The sequence below is a fragment of the Streptomyces sp. NBC_01235 genome, from assembly GCF_035989285.1.
In the GTDB taxonomy this organism is placed as follows: Bacteria; Actinomycetota; Actinomycetes; order Streptomycetales; family Streptomycetaceae; genus Streptomyces.
Genome location: NZ_CP108513.1, coordinates 7,777,402 through 7,793,993, shown reverse-complemented (window position 1 = coordinate 7,793,993; position 16,592 = coordinate 7,777,402). Strand labels below are relative to the sequence as shown.

Genomic DNA, 16,592 nt, shown 5'->3' with positions numbered 1-16,592 from the left:
TGAGCCAGATGAGCCAGGCGGCACAGAACCTGAACTGGTTGATCACCAACTTCGTGGACAACACCCCCGGGGTGTCCCACACCGTCGTGGTGTCCGCCGACGGGCTCCTTCTCGCGATGTCCGAGGGCTTTCCGCGCGACCGTGCCGACCAGCTGGCGGCCGTCGCGTCGGGGCTGACCTCGCTGACGGCCGGGGCCTCCCGGATCTTCGAGGGCGGCAGCGTCGCGCAGACCGTCGTCGAGATGGAACGAGGTTTCCTCTTCCTCATGTCCGTCTCGGACGGCTCGTCCCTCGCCGTCCTCGCGCACCCCGAATGTGACATCGGCCTCGTGGGCTACGAGATGGCGCTCCTCGTCGACCGGGCGGGCGCGGTACTCACGCCCGACCTGCGCGCCGAGCTCCAGGGCAGTCTGCTCCACTGACCCGCCCGAGTACCACCCACCTCACGAAATCACCGTCCGGCCGACACACTCCCCCCACCGGCCTCGACGGACGGCACGACTGACCGAGAATGCTGTCCCGCCCGGAGGATCCATGACCCCGCCCACCGCCCATCATGATCCGTACGCGGAGCCGTACGGGGATGAGGGCGACCAGCCGCTGGTGCGTCCGTACGCGATGACCGGTGGCCGGACCCGGCCGCGCTATCAGCTCGCCATCGAGGCGCTGATCAGCACCACGGCCGACCCGGCAGCGCTCATGGGGCTGCTCCCGGAGCACCAGCGCATCTGCCACCTGTGCCGCGAGGTCAAGTCGGTCGCGGAGGTCTCGGCTCTCCTGGCCATGCCGCTGGGTGTGGCGCGGATCCTCGTCGCGGACCTCGCCGAGGCCGGCCTGGTGGCCATCCACCAGCCGGGCGGCGACGAGAACAACGGCGGCGCACCGGACGTGACGCTGCTCGAAAGGGTGCTCAGTGGACTTCGCAAGCTCTGACGGTGGCCGGGCCACCACCTCGGCGAAGATCGTGGTGGCGGGCGGCTTCGGCGTGGGCAAGACCACGTTCGTGGGAGCGGTCTCCGAGATCAACCCGCTTCGTACGGAGGCCGTGATGACGTCCGCGAGCGCGGGCATCGACGACCTCACCCACACCGGGGACAAGACCACCACCACGGTGGCCATGGACTTCGGCCGCATCACGCTCGACCAGGACCTGATCCTCTACCTGTTCGGTACGCCGGGCCAGGACCGGTTCTGGTTCATGTGGGACGATCTGGTGCGCGGCGCCATCGGCGCGGTGGTGCTCGTGGACACGCGGCGGCTGGCCGACTGCTTCCCCGCGGTCGACTACTTCGAGAACAGCGGTCTGCCGTTCGTCGTCGCCCTCAACGGCTTCGACGGCCAGCAGCCCTACCAGCCCGAAGAGGTGCGCGAGGCGCTGCAGATCGGCCCGGACACCCCGATCATCACGACGGACGCCCGGCATCGCTCGGATGCCAAGAGCGCGCTGATCACGCTGGTCGAGCACGCACTCATGGCGCGACTGCGGTAACTTTCAAATACCCAGGCGCGTACGGCAGTTGTCGTAGACGCTTCGGAGTCGGCTGTGGCCTTTGACACGGCCGGCTCCGGTGTTCATAACGTTTCGGCAGAGGAATCCGGTGGTACGGCCACGCGTCGCGGTCACTTGGTCTCGCTGTGCTCACGAAGGCCCCGCCTTATGGTGGGGCTCGTTCTTTTTGACCGTTTTATCTGGGGTTTACATCACGTCGAACCAACTCTTTCCCATGTTTGGAGGAGCACTGGTCGTCGTGCTGGAATGCCTGAACTGCCCAATAGTCAATGACGTACTCATGGTCGATGGCTGACCGGGCTCTGAGACACTGCGGCACGACGAAGGTGCCGACCGCCGAGAGGTTGTTGGTCGAGTGAGGCGAAGCAAGAAAAGTCCCGAGCCGGCGGCCCGGGGCAACTTCACCCCGCCGCCGCGCGGAGCGGCGACCCCTGCGCCCGGCTCGGAGCCGACGGCCGCACCCGCGAAGAGCGGCGGCCGTCTCTCCCCACGCAACTGGCGGGTGCCGACCCGGCTGAACGCGATCCTGCTCATACCCGTGGTCGTCGGCCTGGTCATGGGCGGCTTCCAGGTGAAGAGCTCGATCGACACCTGGCAGGAGGCGCAGGACGCCGAGAAGGTCGCGAAGATCGTGGCCGCCGCCGGCGACTACGCCGAGGCCCTCCTCAACGAGCGGGACGTCACCGCCCAGCCTCTGCTGCAGGGCAAGACGGCCGACGCGAGCGTCAAGAAAGTCCGCTCCGTCACCGACGCGGCGGCCTCCGCCTTCCACGACGAGGTCGCGGGGATGCCGGACAAGGACGGCCTGAAGCGCCGTCTGAAGCTCGTGGAGGAGGCCGAGCCGACGCTGACGAAGATTCGTGCGGCCGCCTACACCAAGACCATGGACCCGGTGAAGACCGAAGAGGGCTACGTCGCGGTCGAGCACCTGTTGATGGAGTTCTCCAACGAGCTCGGCCTCGGCACCGGCAACATCACCGCCTACGGGCGCACGGTCTACGCGATCGCCCTTGCCAAGGGCGCCGAGTCCCTGCAGCGCGCGATCGGCATGCACCTGCTGGTCCGGCCGAGCCCCGACGAGAAGGTCTACGCGCAGCAGGTCACCGCCTTCACCTCGTATGCCTACCTCGAGGGCGTCGCTCAGCAGGAGTTCGTCTCCGGCGGCACCGTCCAGGACGCGGCACGGCTCACGCAGGTCATGACGGAGAAGACCGCGGAGGGCGAGAAGCAGGTCGCCGACGCGAAGACCAAGGCGGAGGCCGCGAACCAGGACTTCACCGCTCCGCCCGCGATGGACAAGATGATCCAGGCGATCGGCAGCGGGCAGACCCCCTCCCAGCTCGCGGACCAGGGCATCACCGCCTCGGCGTGGATGTCGGCCGCGACCCTCAAGTTCGACGGTTACAGCCAGGTCGAGAGCGAGCTCATCAACCGCGCGGTGGGCGACGCCTCGGACATCGCCGCTGACGCCAAGACCTCCGCGATCATCACCGGTGCCGCCGTCGTCGTCGCCCTGCTCCTGGCGTTCATCCTCGCCGGGGCCGTGGCCCGCCAGATGAGCCGCGCGATGCGCCAGCTGCGCAACGCCGCCTTCGGCATCGCCGAACAGCGGCTGCCGATGCTGGTCGACCAGCTCTCCCGCACCGACCCCGGCCGGGTCGACACCCGGGTCGCGCCGATCCCGATCACCACGACGGACGAGATCGGCGAGGTCGCCCGCGCCTTCGACCAGGTCCACCGCGAGGCCGTCCGGCTCGCCGCCGAGCAGGCTCTGCTGCGGGGCAACATCAACGCGATCTTCACCAACCTCTCGCGCCGCAACCAGTCGCTGATCGAGGGCCAGCTGACCCTGATCACCGACCTGGAGAACAACGAGGCCGACCCGGACCAGCTGGAGAACCTCTTCCGGCTGGACCACCTCGCGACCCGTATGCGCCGCAACGGTGAGAACCTCCTCGTCCTCGCCGGCGAGGAGCCCGGACGCCGCTGGGACCAGCCGGTCCCGCTGGTCGACGTGCTGCGCGCCGCCTCCTCCGAGGTGGAGCAGTACGAGCGCGTCGAGCTGTCGGGCGTACCGGAGGCCGAGATCCACGGCCGCGCCGTGACCGACCTCGTGCACCTGCTCGCCGAGCTCCTGGAGAACGCGACGACGTTCTCCTCCCCGCAGACCAAGGTCCGGGTCACGGCCACCCGTCTCCCCGACGGTCGGGTCATGATCGAGATCCACGACAAGGGCATCGGCCTCACCGCCGAGGACTTCGCGGACATCAACCACAAGCTGGCCAACCCGCCGACGGTGGACGCCGCGATCTCGCAGCGCATGGGCCTGTTCGTGGTCGGCCGGCTGTCCGACCGGCACGGCATCCGCGTCCAGCTGCGCCCCTCGGGCGAGCAGGCCGGTACGACCTCGCTGGTCATGCTGCCCGACGCGATCACGCACGGCGGCGGTGGCGGCGAGCACCAGCCCGACCGCGACGAGTTCACCGTCTCGCAGATCATCCCGGAGCAGAACTTCGGCGCCGGCGGCGAGGACTTCAACAACGGTCTGCCCATGCGCACCGCCGCCGAGCTCGGCTTCGACGACAGCCAGTACGAGGTCCCCGACGACATCCGCGAGCTGGACCCGGTGGGCCGCTCCCTGATGCGCGAGGAACGCCGTGCGGCCCTGGAGTCCCAGCCGGGCCAGGATCAGCCGGGCCGCCAGCCCGCGCAGCAGCAGTCCGGCGAGACGCCGGCCTTCGGCGAGGGCTTCGACTCGCCCCGTCAGCCGCAGGCGTACGACGCGGGCCAGAACGGCTACGACCCCGCCCAGAACGGCACCCGCGGCGGCTACGACAACAGCGCGACCGGCTACGCCGAACAGCCCGCGGCGTTCGACCAGCAGACGGCGTACGAAGAGCAGCAGCGGCCGGCGTACGACGATCAGTACTTCGCGCCCAACGGCGGTCTGCCGCAGACCGACTCGTACTCCACGAACGGCGGCCTGCCGCAGAACGACGGCTTCTCGTCGAACGGCGGCTACCCGGACCCGGCGTATGCGGAGCCCGTCCAGGAGGAGCGGACGGCGTCCCCCGCCACCGCCTCCGAGGGCTTCCAGCCGTACGAGGAGCAGCAGTCCTATCAGGACGACTGGCCCCAGCAGAACGGTCACACGAGCGGTTACCAGAACGGCTACCCGGACCAGTACGCTCCGGAAGCGGAATCCGTGCAGGCCGCTGACGCGGGTGAGCAGAACCGCGTAGGCTTCGATCGTCCGGGACCGACCCCCTCCGCCTCCCACGCGCTGACCGACGCCGGTCTCCCCCGCCGCGGCTCCACCGCAAGCGGTGCGAACGGCTCGGGCCCCGCGAAGCAGGAAGTGGCGGCCTCCTCGTCGGAGGGCAAGGGCGGCGACATCTGGCGTTCGGCGAACGACGAGCGCTGGCAGCAGGCCTCCGCTCTGAAGAAGCCCAAGGCGGGTGGGGTCACCTCCTCCGGCCTGCCGCGGCGGGTACCCAAGGCCAATCTGGTCGAGGGCGCGGCCGAGAACACCCCCCAGGGAGGCCCTCAGGTCTCCCGCGCCCCGGAGGACGTCCGAGGCAGGTTGAGCAACCTGCGTCGGGGCGTCCAGCGGGGACGCAACGCAGGAAGCAGTGAAACGAACGGCCAGGGCTTCGGTCCTGACAGCACCTACAACCAGGAGCGTTAGTGTGAGCCCGATGAGCCAGGCGGCACAGAACCTGAACTGGTTGATCACCAACTTCGTGGACAACACCCCGGGGGTGTCCCACACGGTGGTGGTCTCCGCCGACGGACTCCTTCTGGCGATGTCCGAAGGCTTCCCCCGCGACCGTGCCGACCAGCTCGCGGCCGTCGCCTCCGGTCTGACGTCCCTGACGGCAGGCGCCTCCCGGATCTTCGAGGGAGGCAGCGTGAACCAGACGGTTGTGGAGATGGAGCGGGGATTCCTCTTCATCATGTCCGTATCCGACGGTTCCTCGCTCGCGGTTCTCGCTCACCCCGAGGCCGACATCGGCCTCATTGGGTACGAGATGGCCCTTCTGGTGGACCGTGCGGGTTCGGTCCTGACGCCCGACCTTCGTGCAGAGCTCCAAGGGAGCCTTCTCAACTAACAGACGGACGGTGCGTTTTGGCGTCCCGAGGCCGTAGGGTTTCGGGACGCGGCTTCCACGTGATGGGTGCCAGGCACAGTCGGAGGAGGAGAGAGAGTGGCAACACCCCCAGGCGGTTCGAATTCGGGTAACTGGTCGTACGGCCCTGCCCAGGGCCAGGGCGACGGTTCCCAGAACCCGAACCGTTACAACTTCCCCTCCGCGCCCAGCCAGCAGCGGCCGTACACGCCCCAGGGCCCGCAGGGCCCCGGACCGTCCCCGTACGACCAGCCCCCCGCCCCGCGCATCCAGCCAGTGCAGCCGCAGCGCCGCACCTCCGAACCGGCACCCGCCGGGGCATCGCACAACCCGTTGGTGCGTCCGTACGCCATGACCGGTGGCCGGACCCGCCCGCGTTACCAGCTCGCCATCGAGGCGCTGGTGCACACCACTGCGCAGCCGCATCAGATGCAGGGCCAACTGCCCGAGCATCAGCGGATCTGCAACCTCTGCCGAGAGATCAAGTCGGTCGCCGAGATCTCGGCGCTGCTGACCATCCCTCTCGGCGTGGCCAGGATCCTCGTCGCCGACTTGGCGGAGGCGGGCCTGGTCGCCATCCATCAGCCCGGCGGCGACGAGAGCGCCGGCGGCCAGCCAGACGTGACACTGCTCGAAAGGGTGCTCAGTGGACTTCGCAAGCTCTAGCGGGGGTCCCTCCCGCTCCACCACTTCCGCGAAGATCGTGGTGGCGGGCGGCTTCGGCGTGGGCAAGACCACGTTCGTCGGGGCTGTTTCGGAGATCAATCCGCTGCGTACCGAGGCCGTCATGACGTCCGCGTCGGCGGGTATCGACGACCTCACCCACACCGGGGACAAGACGACCACCACGGTCGCCATGGACTTCGGCCGCATCACCCTGGACCAGGACCTGATCCTGTACCTCTTCGGTACGCCCGGCCAGGACCGCTTCTGGTTCATGTGGGACGACCTGGTGCGCGGCGCGATCGGCGCGATCGTGCTCGTGGACACCCGCCGTCTCGCCGACTGCTTCCCCGCGGTCGACTACTTCGAGAACAGCGGTCTCCCCTTCGTCATCGCGTTGAACGGCTTCGACGGCAACCAGCCGTACAACCCGGACGAGGTGCGCGAGGCGCTGCAGATCGGCCCGGACACCCCGATCATCACGACGGACGCGAGGCATCGCGCTGACGCCAAGTCCGCGCTGATCACTCTTGTGGAGCATGCGCTCATGGCACGGTTGCGGTAGTTCGACGTGCGGCCACTGGGCTGCCTCGGATGGTTGTGTGCCGTCTGCGGGCAGTCCGTGGCTCTCGCGCGGTTCCCCCCGCGCCCCCAGGTATGCGGAAGGGCCCCTCTCTTGCGAGAGGGGCCCTTCTTCGTGCGTTCTACCGGCTCGGCTCAGTGCCAGCTGTGCGGGGCGCGGAAGCCGCCCTCGCGCTCCAGGCGGCGCCAGCCGGCCTTGGGGCGGCCTCGGTGGGCCGGGGTGGTGGAGGACCGGGCTGCGGCGCGGGCCAGGAGGATCGCCGTGATGGCGGCGACTTCCTCGGGCTCGGCGTGGCCCTTCTCGACGCGGATGTCGGGAGTGTTCATGGGTGCAAGTCTCCGTGGATGAGGTTTCCGCAGGGGATCCGGCGGGTTACCCGTCGGATCTGCCGGGTTACGGGTTACTGCGGGGGGTTGCCGTGCTTGCGGGAGGGCAGGTCTGCGTGCTTGGACTGGAGCATGGCGAGGGACCGGATGAGGATCTCGCGGGTCTCGGCCGGGTCGATGACGTCGTCGACCAGGCCGCGCTCCGCCGCGTAGTACGGGTGCATCAGCTCGGACTTGTACTCCTTGACCATGCGGGCCCGCATGGCCTCGGGGTCCTCGGCCCCGGCGATCTGTCGCCGGAAGATGACGTTGGCGGCGCCTTCGGCGCCCATGACGGCGATCTCGTTCGTCGGCCAGGCGTAGGTGAGGTCCGCGCCGATGGACTGGCTGTCCATGACGATGTAGGCACCTCCGTACGCCTTGCGCAGGATCAGCGAGATCCGCGGAACGGTCGCGTTGCAGTAGGCGTAGAGCAGCTTCGCGCCGTGCCGGATGATTCCGCCGTGCTCCTGGTCGACACCCGGGAGGAACCCGGGAACGTCCAGGAAGGTGACGATCGGGATATTGAAAGCGTCACACATTTGAACAAAGCGCGCAGCTTTTTCCGACGCCTCGATGTCCAGGACACCGGCGAGGGACTGCGGCTGGTTGGCCACGATGCCGACGACCTGGCCGTCCAGGCGGGCCAGGGCGCAGATGATGTTGCGGGCCCAGCGCTCGTGGACCTCGACGTACTCGCCGTCGTCGACGATCTCCTCGATGACCTTGGTCATGTCGTACGGGCGGTTGCCGTCCGCCGGGACCAGGTCGAGCAGGACGTCGCTGCGACGGTCGGCGGGGTCGCCGGCCTCGACGCGCGGGGGGTTCTCGCGGTTGTTCTGCGGGAGCAGCGAGAGGAGGTAGCGGACCTCCGCGATGCAGGTCTCCTCGTCGTCGTACGCGAAGTGGGCCACGCCGGAGGTCTCGGCGTGCACGTCGGCGCCGCCGAGGCCGTTCTGGGTGATCTCCTCACCGGTGACCGCCTTGACGACGTCCGGGCCGGTGATGAACATCTGCGAGGTCTCGCGGACCATGAACACGAAGTCGGTGAGGGCGGGGCTGTAGGCCGCGCCGCCCGCGCACGGGCCCAGCATGACGCTGATCTGCGGGATGACCCCGGAGGCCTTGGTGTTGCGCTGGAAGATGCCGCCGTAGCCGGCGAGCGCGGAGACGCCCTCCTGGATGCGGGCGCCGGCGCCGTCGTTGAGCGAGACCAGCGGGGCGCCGGCCGCGATGGCCATGTCCATGATCTTGTGGATCTTCGTGGCGTGAGCCTCGCCCAGCGCGCCGCCGAAGATGCGGAAGTCATGGGCGTAGACGAAGACCGTACGCCCCTCCACCGTGCCCCAGCCGGTGATGACACCGTCGGTGAACGGCTTCTTCGCCTCCAGGCCGAACCCGGTCGCCCGGTGCCGGCGCAGCTGCTCGACCTCCTGGAAGGAACCCGGGTCCACCAGCAGCTCGATCCGCTCCCGGGCGGTCAGCTTGCCCTTGGCGTGCTGCGCCTGGGTCGCCTTCTCGCTCGGGCCGGCCAGCGCCTGGGCACGGATCTCGCGCAGCTCGGCCACGCGCCCGCGCGCGTCCGTGGGCTCCGAGGGCTCCGTGGTCGGCTCACCCGTCGTCTCTTCCAAAACGGTCATGTAGCGACCTTACGAAGCCCACCAAGGAAAGAGAGACGTCGACTCCGTACAGTCTCCGGTGCGTTTTCCTGGTGCCACTGAACAGAACCATAGAGCCATGCAGGCGTTCCGACTGCTCAGAGGGCCTGGAGCCTGTAGGGGTCACACAAAGCGAGGGGCTGAGACGCGGCTCACATTCAGCCGGGCCACATGCCCTCCCCGGGGTGAACGGGGGGGCCGGACGGCGGCTCACGATGATCGCATGGAGCAATGAGGGGAACACGCACCGGATGATGTTGAACATTGAACGGAATAGGTCTACGGTCACTCGTGTTGACCTCGTTGAAGATTAAACATCCTGGATCTTCCCCGTCCCCAAGGAGCACGTCATGGGCATCTTCGGCCGCAAGAACACCGACGAGACCACCGCCGCGGCCGCTGCGGTGAACCCCGACCTCGCCGCCCTGACCGGCGACTACTCGATCGACCCGGCACACTCGACGATCGGCTTCGTCGCGCGCCACGCGATGGTCACGAACGTCAAGGGCAAGTTCAACGACTTCACCGGCACACTGCACCTGGACGGCACCGACCCGTCGAAGTCCACCGCCTCCATCGACGTCAAGATGGACAGCATCGACACCGGGTCCGCCGACCGTGACGGCCACCTGAAGAGCTCGGACTTCTTCAAGACCGACGAGTTCCCGACGATGACCTTCCGCTCCACCTCGGCGGAGGCGCTCGGCGGCGACGACTACCGCATCACCGGCGAGCTGAGCATCCTCGGCGTCACCAAGCCCCTCACCATCGACCTGGAGTTCAACGGCTCCGCCAAGGACCCGTTCGGCAACGAGCGCGTCGGCTTCGAGGGCAAGGCGGAGATCCTGCGCTCGGAGTGGGGCCTGACCTGGAACGCGGCGCTGGAGACGGGCGGCGTCCTGGTCTCCGACAAGATCAAACTGAACTTCGACATCTCGGCGATCAAGAACGCGTAAGCGGATCATCGATTTCGGAAGAAATCGGCGGATAGGGGCCGGAAGCGAACAGCTACCGGCCCCTCGCTGTGCTCTGTGTCACAGTCACGAGGCATGAGCACCAGGACCGGACCCCAGCACTACCCGGACGCGAACCGCGACCACTGGTACCAGGACGACTTCGGCGGTGACCGCATGGAGGTCAACGTCGTCGTCCTGCACACGACTGAGGGCAGTTCACTGCCCGACTACCGGGGCGGCTCGATCGCGCCCAACCTGACGGCGGTGCCGGACTTCGCCGCCAAGCGACTGAAGTGGTACCAGCACTTCGACATCGATGTCTCCTCGCGCGCGCTCGCCAACCTTCGCGGTGGCGTCGAGACGAACACGCTGAACGTCTGCCAGGCGGAACTCGTCGGCACCTGCGACCCCGATGTCCACGCCCGGTTGAAGGCCCACCACCAGGCCCACATCTACTGGCCGAAGGCCCCGGAGTGGGCGCTGCGCGCGGTCGCCCAGTACCTGGCGTGGATGCACCTCCACCACGACGTACCGCTGCGCGGGCCGGCGCGGTGGCCCGCGTACCCGACGTCCTCGGACAACGGGGGCGGGCAGCGGATGAGCGGGGCACAGTGGAACGCGTTCAAGGGAGTGTGCGGGCACATGCACGTGCCGGAGAACGCGCACGGCGACCCCGGCGCGATCGACTTCGACGGACTGATCGGCTTCGCGAAGGCCGCGGTCCAGGACTGACGGCGTCTCACGTGGGCCGCCGGTGGTTCACGAAGGGTCGGCTGCCGCCGCCTCCAGCCTGGCGATGGCGGCCGCCAGTCGAGCCGTGCGGCTCTGCGGAGTCCGCGCCCGCAGCAGGTCGAGCATGACGAGGTACTGGTCCGTCCTGCCCAGTGCGTCGAACACCGCCTTGGCGCGCGGGTTGCCGTCCAGCGCGGCCACGAGCTCCCCGGGAACGGCGGCGTCCTTCTGCGAGGCGTACGCCGCCGCCCACCGTCCGTCCGCCCGCGCGGCCGCCACCTCGGCGAGGCCGCCGGGACGCATCCGGCCCTCGGCGGTCAGCTCCGCGACCCGCCGCACGTTGACCCTCGACCAGAGGCTGTTCGGCCGCCGGGGCGTGATCCGCTGGAGATAGTGGGTGCCGTCGAGCCCCTTGCGCTGCCCGGTGATCCACCCGTGGCACAGGGCGACGTCGTTGACCTCACCGGCGGTGACGGAGGCCGGACCTGCCCCCTTCTTGGCGACCTCGACCCAGAGACCGGGGTGCGGTGCCGGGTGGGCGGTGAGCCAGGCATCGAGGGCGGGGGCGGAGGGGAAGGAGAGCGGCAGGAGTGCGGGCGTCGTCTCGGGGTCGGCTGCTGCGGTCATACGACGACCGTAGAGGCCGGACAGGTCAGTTGCTGTCCTAATCGGGACCGGGCTCGCCCCGCTCACGCGTCCCGGGATCCGAGGAGCAGGGCGGCTCCCGCGAGCAGGGTTGCCGCGTAGGCCGCCAGTACGGCCAGGCCCGGCCAGGGGGCGATGGGGAGACGGTCCAGGTCTCTCGTCGCCTGGATGGACAGGGCCGCCGGCATGGGCGTCCAGCGGTTGAGGCGGTCCTGCCAGGTGGGTGAGGCGAGGATGTCGGCCAGCAGCGGGACGACGTAGAGGACGCCCAGGCCGAGTGTGACAGCGGCCGACGTGCCCCGCAGCAGCGTCGCCAGGGCCAGGCCCAGCAGGGCGACCAGGGCGAGGCAGAGAACCGAGCCGAATGTGGCGCGGAGCGTCGAGGGGTCGGTGAGGGTGGGCAGGGGATGGTCCGTCTTCTTCGTGAAGCCGTTCGTCGGCAGGATCAGGCGGGCCAGGAGCAGGCAGGGCAGGACGCCCGCGGTGGCCGCCGTCGCCGTCAGGGCCGCCAATGCAGTCGCCTTCGCCGCCAGGACCCTCCCCCGCGCGGGCATCGCCGTCAGTGTCGTGCGGATCGTGCCCGTGGCGTACTCCCCTCCCATCGACAGCACGCCGAGGATCAGGGCCGCCGCCTGGGCCGCCCAGATGCCCGTCAGGCTCAGTTTCACCGTGTCCTCGTGGCAGGCGGCGAGCGACGGGCAGACGTGGGCGGTGAGGGAGGCGAGCGCTGCCGCGCCCAGGGCCAGGGTCAGGAGGGGGATGGCCGCCGCCAGCCACCAACTGCTCGGCAGCGTGCGGAGCTTGGTCCACTCCGCGTGCAGGTGCCCGGCGAGCACGGTTTCTCTCCTCACGCGTCCCTCCTGCGCAGACACCAGGCTGCCAGGAGGAGCCCTACGGCCGCGTACGCCGCCATCACGGCCAGGCCCGACCACGGGGAGAGGGGGTAACAGCCGCTCTCCGGGAGACAGTTGTGTTCCACGAAATCGTAACGTGTCGCGCCCTGCTCGATCGCGAACGCCGCCGCCGGGGTCAGTCTGAGCAGCCACTGGGCCGCCGGGAGGGGCAGCGCGAAGGCGAGGATCTGCGGGAGGACGACGAGGCCGACGACCGTGGCGATCGTGGCCGCGCTGCCGCGCAGCACCACGCCGATGGCGAGGGCCAGGACTGCGACCAGGGCCAGCAGGAGCGCGCTGCCCACGATCGCGCGCAGGGCCGGGGTGTCGAGGAAGGAGTAGTCCGGGAAGGCGGGAGGCTCGAAGCCGTTCGCGCGCAGGCTGTCCTGGGCCGGCGGGAAGGCCAGGGCCGTCGCCGCGAGGCCGGCCGTGAAGGTCACGCCGGCCGTGACCGTCGCCTTCGCCGCCAGGACCTTCAGACGGGACGGCGTCGCCGTGAACGTCGTACGGATCAGGGACCGTTTGTACTCGCTGGTCATGAACAGCGCGCCCAGGGCCGCCATGAACAGGACCCCGACGAAGACACCCTGGAAGCTCATCTGGATCGTGTCGCCGAGGCTTTCGTCGGGGGCGATGTCGCCGCGGCCGGTGAGGGTGTAGGCGCCGGAGGCGGTGGTGGTCGTGGTGCCGCGCCGGGCGTCGGCGGGGGTGGGGCCGTTGGGGGCCGTGCCGCCGACGTCGGTGCTGGTCCAGGCCGGTGCCGAGGAGTCCCCCGCGGCACCCGTCAGGGACAGGTGGTCGAAGGTGCCGGTGACCGCTCCGCCGCCGAACACCTCGCTCGTGCCGCCGAAGGAGCGGCGCAGGACCTGGTGGGCCGGCGTGGCGACGAAGACGCCCGCTTCGACGGTGCCGGTGAGGCCCTCGATGCCGATCTGCGCGATCTTCGTCCAGGTGCGGCCGTCCGGGGAGCCGTAGCCGGTGAGGCGATCGCCCGTGCGGGTCAGGCGCAGCCAGCGAGTGGCCGCGGCGGTCGTGCTCGCGCCGGTGCCCGCCTTGTCGTGGGTGAAGTTCCACTGCATGCGTACGCCGTGTTCGGGGGTCGACAGGACCGCCGCGTACGGCGCCCCGGGTGCGAGGCTCTGCTTGACGATCAGGCCCGCCTTCGCCCAGGGCTCCAGCTCCTTGCCGTCGGCGCTGCGCAGACCGGTCACGCGGACCGTGAGGGTGCCGTCGCCGGTCAGGGGGCGGTGGGTGAGGTGGAAGGCGTCGGTGACGACCGTGCCGTCGGGGGCGAGGGTGACGTCGAGGGCGCTGGTGGCGGAGCCGCTCGCGCCGAGCTGGGAGACGGCCACGGTGACCGCCGCCGCCACCGCCAGGGCCGGGAGCCAGGCGCGTACCGTCCACAGTTTCGTCCACTCCGCGCGCAGGAGGCGGAGGAAACCGGCGCGGGCGGTCGCGTGGAGGCTGGAGCGGTACAGGGTGGCAGGTGGGGGTGGTGGCTTCGTGGTCATGCGGACACCTCGCCCCTCGACGCCGTGAACTCGGCGGCGGTGCGGGTGAGTTCCATGTATGCCTCCTCCAACGTCGCCCGGTGGGCGCCCACTTCGGTCACCGGTACGTCGGCCGCGGAGAGGAGTTCGACGATCCTCGGGGCGGGCAGGCCGGAGACGGTGAGGGTGTCGCGGTCGGTGACGGCCACCGTGCCGCCCTCGTGGGTCAGCACCTCCATGGCGCGGGCACGGGAGTCCGTGCGCAGGCGGACGCGGTCACCGGAGGCGGCGGCGAGGAGGTCGGCGACCCGCGCGTCGGCGATCAGCCGGCCGCGGCCGATGACCACCACCTGGTCGGCGGTGTCCTCCAGTTCGCTCATCAGGTGGCTGGAGACGAGGACCGCCCGGCCCTCGGCGGCGAGCCGGCGCAGGAAGGCGCGGATCCACTGGATGCCCTCGGGGTCCAGGCCGTTGACCGGCTCGTCGAGGAGGAGGACCGGGGGGTCGCCGAGGAGGGCCGCCGCGATGCCGAGGCGTTGGCGCATGCCGAGCGAGTAGCCGCCGGCCCGGCGGCGGGCCGCCTTCTCCATGCCGACCTGCTCGAGGACGTCGTCCACGCGGCGTATCGGCAGGCCGTGCGAGTGGGCCAGCCAGCGCAGGTGGTCGCGTCCCCGGCGACCGGGGTGCAGGGCGGCGGCGTCGAGGAGGGCGCCGACGGTCAGCAGCGGGCGGCGCAGCGCCTGGTAGGGGCGGCCGGCGATGAGGGCCTCGCCCTCGTCGGGGGCGTCGAGGGCGAGGAGGGAGCGCAGGGTCGTGGACTTGCCGGCGCCGTTGGGGCCGACGAAGCCGGTGACCGTGCCGGGGGCGACGGTGAAGGAGAGGCCGTCCACGGCGAGGGTGCGGCCGAAGCGCTTGCGCAGGGCGCGGACCTCGATGGCTGGGGCGTCGCCCCCCGGTTGATCGGTCGGATTGTCGGTCATGTCGAGGGAGGCTAGGGGCGGGGGCGGGGATGTGTCGTCACGCGGCGGGGGTCCCTCGCGTGGGGGACGCCCGGGCGGGAGGGGGTGGGCACAATGGCGGCGTGGGGGAAGAGTCGAGTCGGGAGAGAAGAGCGCCGGCCGTGCGGGTGCTGCCGGTCGGGCTCGGAGTGCTCTCCGTGGGTGAAGTCGTGCTGCGCAGCGGTCAGTTGGGGGGTTCCTTCGCCGCCGTTCTGCTGCTCGCCCTCGCCACCACCCTGCCCCTCGCGCTCGTGCTCGGCGCCGAGTGCGGCGCTCGGGTCGGGGCCGCGCTCGCCGTCAGCGCCGGGTGCGTGCTCGCGCTCGTGGCCTTCGGGACGCTCACCGTGGGCGGGGTCGTCGCACAGTTGGCCTGCGTGTATGTGCTGGGCCGGTGGGCGGGGCCGCTCGTCGTGCCGTACGTCGTGATCGCGCTGGTCAGCGATCAGGAGGGGGTGCGGATCGTCGCCGTGCTGGTGGCCACGCTCGCGTCCGCCGCCGCGGCGACCGGCCTCGCCCGGCACGTGCGCAGTGCCGCCCAGGCGCACAGCGCGACCGAACGGGCCTTCGCCGACACCCTGCTGGAGCATGCGGCGCGCGGTGAACGGGCGCGGATCGCACGGGAGTTGCACGATGTCGTCGCCCACCACATCTCGATGATCGCCGTGCAGGCGGAGACCGCCCGGCTGACCACACCGGGCCTGCCGGCCGAGGGCGCCACCCGGCTGCTGGCCATCGGGGACACCGCGCGCACCGCCCTGACGGAGATGCGGAGGCTGCTGGGGGTGCTGCGGGAGGACGCGGGCCCGGGGGTGCAGCGGCGGCCGCAGCCGGGGCTCGGGCAGTTGCTCGACCTCGTGGACGAGTCGCGGGAGGCGGGCGGCGCCCGGACCCGGCTGATCGTCTCGGGGCCGCTCGCCCCGCTGGATCCGGGCGTCGAGGTCACCGCGTACCGGATCGTCCAGGAGGCGCTGACCAATGCGCGCCGGCACGCTCCGGGGGCGGCGGTGGACGTGGAACTCCACTATGGGGAAGAGGAGTTGGCGGTGCGGGTGCGGGACAATGGGCCGGGGCCGGCCGCCGCCGGAGCCGCCGGGCACGGACTCCTCGGGATGCGGGAGCGGGCCGCTTCGGCGGGCGGTTCGGTGCGCACCGGCCCGGCGGCCGGGGGCGGTTTCCTGGTCGAGGCCCGGCTTCCACTGCGTACGGAGGCCCTGCGGTGACCGCCGGCGAGGTCAGGATCGTCATCGCCGACGACCACGAGCTCGTGCGCGTCGGCTACGCCGGACTCCTCGGCACACAGGCGGACTTCACCGTCGTCGGGACCGCGCGGGACGGTGCGGAGGCGGTGCGGGTGTGCCGGGAGCGGCGTTGCGACGTGGTCCTCATGGACGTCCGGATGCCGGTCATGGACGGCATCGAGGCGACCGGGCGGCTGCGCGGGCCGGACGCGCCGCGGGTGCTGGTGCTCACCACCTTCGACCTCGACGAGCACGTTTACGACGCGCTGGCCGCCGGGGCGAGCGGATTCCTGCTGAAGGACGTGACCGCCGAGCGGCTCTTCGACGCGGTACGGGTCGTCGCCGCCGGTGAGGCGCTCCTCGCGCCCGCCGTCACCCGGCGGCTGATCGCCGAGTTCGCCCGGCAGCGGCCGAGGTCCCGCGCACAGGGCGCGCAGGATGCGCAGGGCGTACTTTCCGCCCTCACCCCGCGGGAGACGGACGTGCTGCGGCTGCTCGCGGAGGGGCTGTCGAACCCGGAGGTCGCGGCCCGGCTGAGAGTGGGCGAGGAGACGGTGAAGACGCACGTCAGCCGGGTGCTGTCCAAGCTGGGGCTGCGGGACCGCACCCAGGCGGTCGTCATGGCGTACGAGTCTGGGCTGGTCGTGCCCGGGTCGCCCTGACCTTCCCCGCCCTCCCCGCCGACCGCGACAGGTGGCTGAATCAGCCCCCTTGTGTGAGGGCTTGCGGCG

17 protein-coding genes are annotated in these 16,592 nt (G+C 70.5%); 11 read left to right on the top strand and 6 right to left on the bottom strand.

The genetic code is table 11. The annotated features are described in order from the left end of the window. Nucleotides 1-8 precede the first annotated feature (8 nt). From OG289_RS35225 to OG289_RS35195, 7 genes are all read left to right on the top strand, one after another. Nucleotides 9-422 (top strand): roadblock/LC7 domain-containing protein, encoded by a 414-nt coding sequence (locus tag OG289_RS35225; protein ID WP_003993189.1) that lies wholly within the window; start codon nt 9-11, stop codon nt 420-422. A gap of 112 nt (nt 423-534) precedes the next feature. Then, nucleotides 535-933 carry a DUF742 domain-containing protein gene (locus OG289_RS35220; protein WP_009190816.1) on the top strand — a complete coding sequence of 133 codons (399 nt, stop codon included), beginning with the start codon at nt 535-537 and terminating at the stop codon, nt 931-933. After that, nucleotides 914-1,489 (top strand): GTP-binding protein, encoded by a 576-nt coding sequence (locus OG289_RS35215; RefSeq protein WP_030793795.1) that lies wholly within the window; start codon nt 914-916, stop codon nt 1,487-1,489. The genes OG289_RS35220 and OG289_RS35215 overlap by 20 nt, the downstream gene beginning before the upstream one ends. A gap of 376 nt (nt 1,490-1,865) precedes the next feature. Then, nucleotides 1,866-5,198, top strand: a complete 3,333-nt coding sequence (locus OG289_RS35210) for a sensor histidine kinase (protein ID WP_327318080.1) — start codon at nt 1,866-1,868, stop codon at nt 5,196-5,198. Between the two features lie 10 nt (nt 5,199-5,208). Then, nucleotides 5,209-5,622 carry a roadblock/LC7 domain-containing protein gene (locus tag OG289_RS35205; RefSeq protein WP_037781109.1) on the top strand — a complete coding sequence of 138 codons (414 nt, stop codon included), beginning with the start codon at nt 5,209-5,211 and terminating at the stop codon, nt 5,620-5,622. Nucleotides 5,623-5,718: 96 nt separating this feature from the next. Further along, nucleotides 5,719-6,306 (top strand): DUF742 domain-containing protein, encoded by a 588-nt coding sequence (locus OG289_RS35200; protein ID WP_327318079.1) that lies wholly within the window; start codon nt 5,719-5,721, stop codon nt 6,304-6,306. Further along, a complete protein-coding gene (locus tag OG289_RS35195) occupies nt 6,287-6,868 on the top strand; it encodes a GTP-binding protein (RefSeq protein ID WP_026248371.1) in 582 nt (193 codons plus the stop codon). Before OG289_RS35200 ends, OG289_RS35195 begins: the two co-directional genes overlap by 20 nt. Nucleotides 6,869-7,020: 152 nt before the next feature. On the opposite strand, the gene OG289_RS35190 is transcribed toward OG289_RS35195, so the two are convergent. Both OG289_RS35190 and OG289_RS35185 read right to left on the bottom strand, forming a co-directional pair. Continuing rightward, nucleotides 7,021-7,212 (bottom strand): acyl-CoA carboxylase subunit epsilon, encoded by a 192-nt coding sequence (locus OG289_RS35190; protein WP_327318078.1) that lies wholly within the window; start codon nt 7,210-7,212, stop codon nt 7,021-7,023. Nucleotides 7,213-7,286: 74 nt separating this feature from the next. Beyond that, the gene (locus OG289_RS35185) at nt 7,287-8,891 is read right to left on the bottom strand and encodes an acyl-CoA carboxylase subunit beta (protein WP_327318077.1); all 1,605 of its coding nucleotides are present in this window, start codon (nt 8,889-8,891) and stop codon (nt 7,287-7,289) included. A gap of 368 nt (nt 8,892-9,259) precedes the next feature. Between OG289_RS35185 and OG289_RS35180 the strand changes: the two genes are divergently transcribed. Together OG289_RS35180 and OG289_RS35175 are read left to right on the top strand one after the other, a co-directional pair. Continuing rightward, nucleotides 9,260-9,865, top strand: a complete 606-nt coding sequence (locus OG289_RS35180) for a YceI family protein (RefSeq protein ID WP_327318076.1) — start codon at nt 9,260-9,262, stop codon at nt 9,863-9,865. 93 nt (nt 9,866-9,958) lie between these two features. Further along, the gene (locus OG289_RS35175; protein WP_327318075.1) at nt 9,959-10,597 is read left to right on the top strand and encodes a hypothetical protein; all 639 of its coding nucleotides are present in this window, start codon (nt 9,959-9,961) and stop codon (nt 10,595-10,597) included. Between the two features lie 27 nt (nt 10,598-10,624). Here OG289_RS35175 and OG289_RS35170 read toward each other — a convergent pair whose 3' ends face one another. The 4 genes from OG289_RS35170 to OG289_RS35155 form a co-directional block, all read right to left on the bottom strand. Further along, nucleotides 10,625-11,224, bottom strand: coding sequence for a YdeI/OmpD-associated family protein (locus OG289_RS35170; RefSeq protein WP_327318074.1), 600 nt, complete (start codon nt 11,222-11,224; stop codon nt 10,625-10,627). A gap of 62 nt (nt 11,225-11,286) precedes the next feature. Further along, nucleotides 11,287-12,093: an ABC transporter permease subunit gene (locus OG289_RS35165; protein WP_327318073.1), complete on the bottom strand. Its 807-nt coding sequence runs from the start codon at nt 12,091-12,093 to the stop codon at nt 11,287-11,289. Continuing rightward, the gene (locus tag OG289_RS35160; protein WP_327318072.1) at nt 12,090-13,646 is read right to left on the bottom strand and encodes a hypothetical protein; all 1,557 of its coding nucleotides are present in this window, start codon (nt 13,644-13,646) and stop codon (nt 12,090-12,092) included. Before OG289_RS35160 ends, OG289_RS35165 begins: the two co-directional genes overlap by 4 nt. Further along, nucleotides 13,643-14,605 carry an ABC transporter ATP-binding protein gene (locus OG289_RS35155; protein WP_327318071.1) on the bottom strand — a complete coding sequence of 321 codons (963 nt, stop codon included), beginning with the start codon at nt 14,603-14,605 and terminating at the stop codon, nt 13,643-13,645. Before OG289_RS35155 ends, OG289_RS35160 begins: the two co-directional genes overlap by 4 nt. 101 nt (nt 14,606-14,706) lie before the next feature. Here OG289_RS35155 and OG289_RS35150 point away from each other — a divergent pair, with 101 nt between their 5' ends. Together OG289_RS35150 and OG289_RS35145 are read left to right on the top strand one after the other, a co-directional pair. After that, nucleotides 14,707-15,843 (top strand): sensor histidine kinase, encoded by a 1,137-nt coding sequence (locus tag OG289_RS35150; protein ID WP_327318070.1) that lies wholly within the window; start codon nt 14,707-14,709, stop codon nt 15,841-15,843. Then, nucleotides 15,840-16,523, top strand: coding sequence for a response regulator transcription factor (locus tag OG289_RS35145; protein ID WP_327318069.1), 684 nt, complete (start codon nt 15,840-15,842; stop codon nt 16,521-16,523). Before OG289_RS35150 ends, OG289_RS35145 begins: the two co-directional genes overlap by 4 nt. The last annotated feature ends 69 nt before the right edge of the window (nt 16,524-16,592 follow it).

Bases quoted from the DNA above. Each gene is read 5' to 3' on its own strand.
- OG289_RS35225 (WP_003993189.1), top strand. From the start codon at position 9: ATGAGCCAGGCGGCACAGAACCTGAACTGGTTGATCACCAACTTCGTG.
- OG289_RS35220 (WP_009190816.1), top strand. From the start codon at position 535: ATGACCCCGCCCACCGCCCATCATGATCCGTACGCGGAGCCGTACGGG.
- OG289_RS35205 (WP_037781109.1), top strand. From the start codon at position 5,209: ATGAGCCAGGCGGCACAGAACCTGAACTGGTTGATCACCAACTTCGTG.
- OG289_RS35190 (WP_327318078.1), bottom strand. From the start codon at position 7,212: ATGAACACTCCCGACATCCGCGTCGAGAAGGGCCACGCCGAGCCCGAG.
- OG289_RS35185 (WP_327318077.1), bottom strand. From the start codon at position 8,891: ATGACCGTTTTGGAAGAGACGACGGGTGAGCCGACCACGGAGCCCTCG.
- OG289_RS35180 (WP_327318076.1), top strand. From the start codon at position 9,260: ATGGGCATCTTCGGCCGCAAGAACACCGACGAGACCACCGCCGCGGCC.
- OG289_RS35175 (WP_327318075.1), top strand. From the start codon at position 9,959: ATGAGCACCAGGACCGGACCCCAGCACTACCCGGACGCGAACCGCGAC.
- OG289_RS35170 (WP_327318074.1), bottom strand. From the start codon at position 11,224: ATGACCGCAGCAGCCGACCCCGAGACGACGCCCGCACTCCTGCCGCTC.
- OG289_RS35160 (WP_327318072.1), bottom strand. From the start codon at position 13,646: ATGACCACGAAGCCACCACCCCCACCTGCCACCCTGTACCGCTCCAGC.
- OG289_RS35155 (WP_327318071.1), bottom strand. From the start codon at position 14,605: ATGACCGACAATCCGACCGATCAACCGGGGGGCGACGCCCCAGCCATC.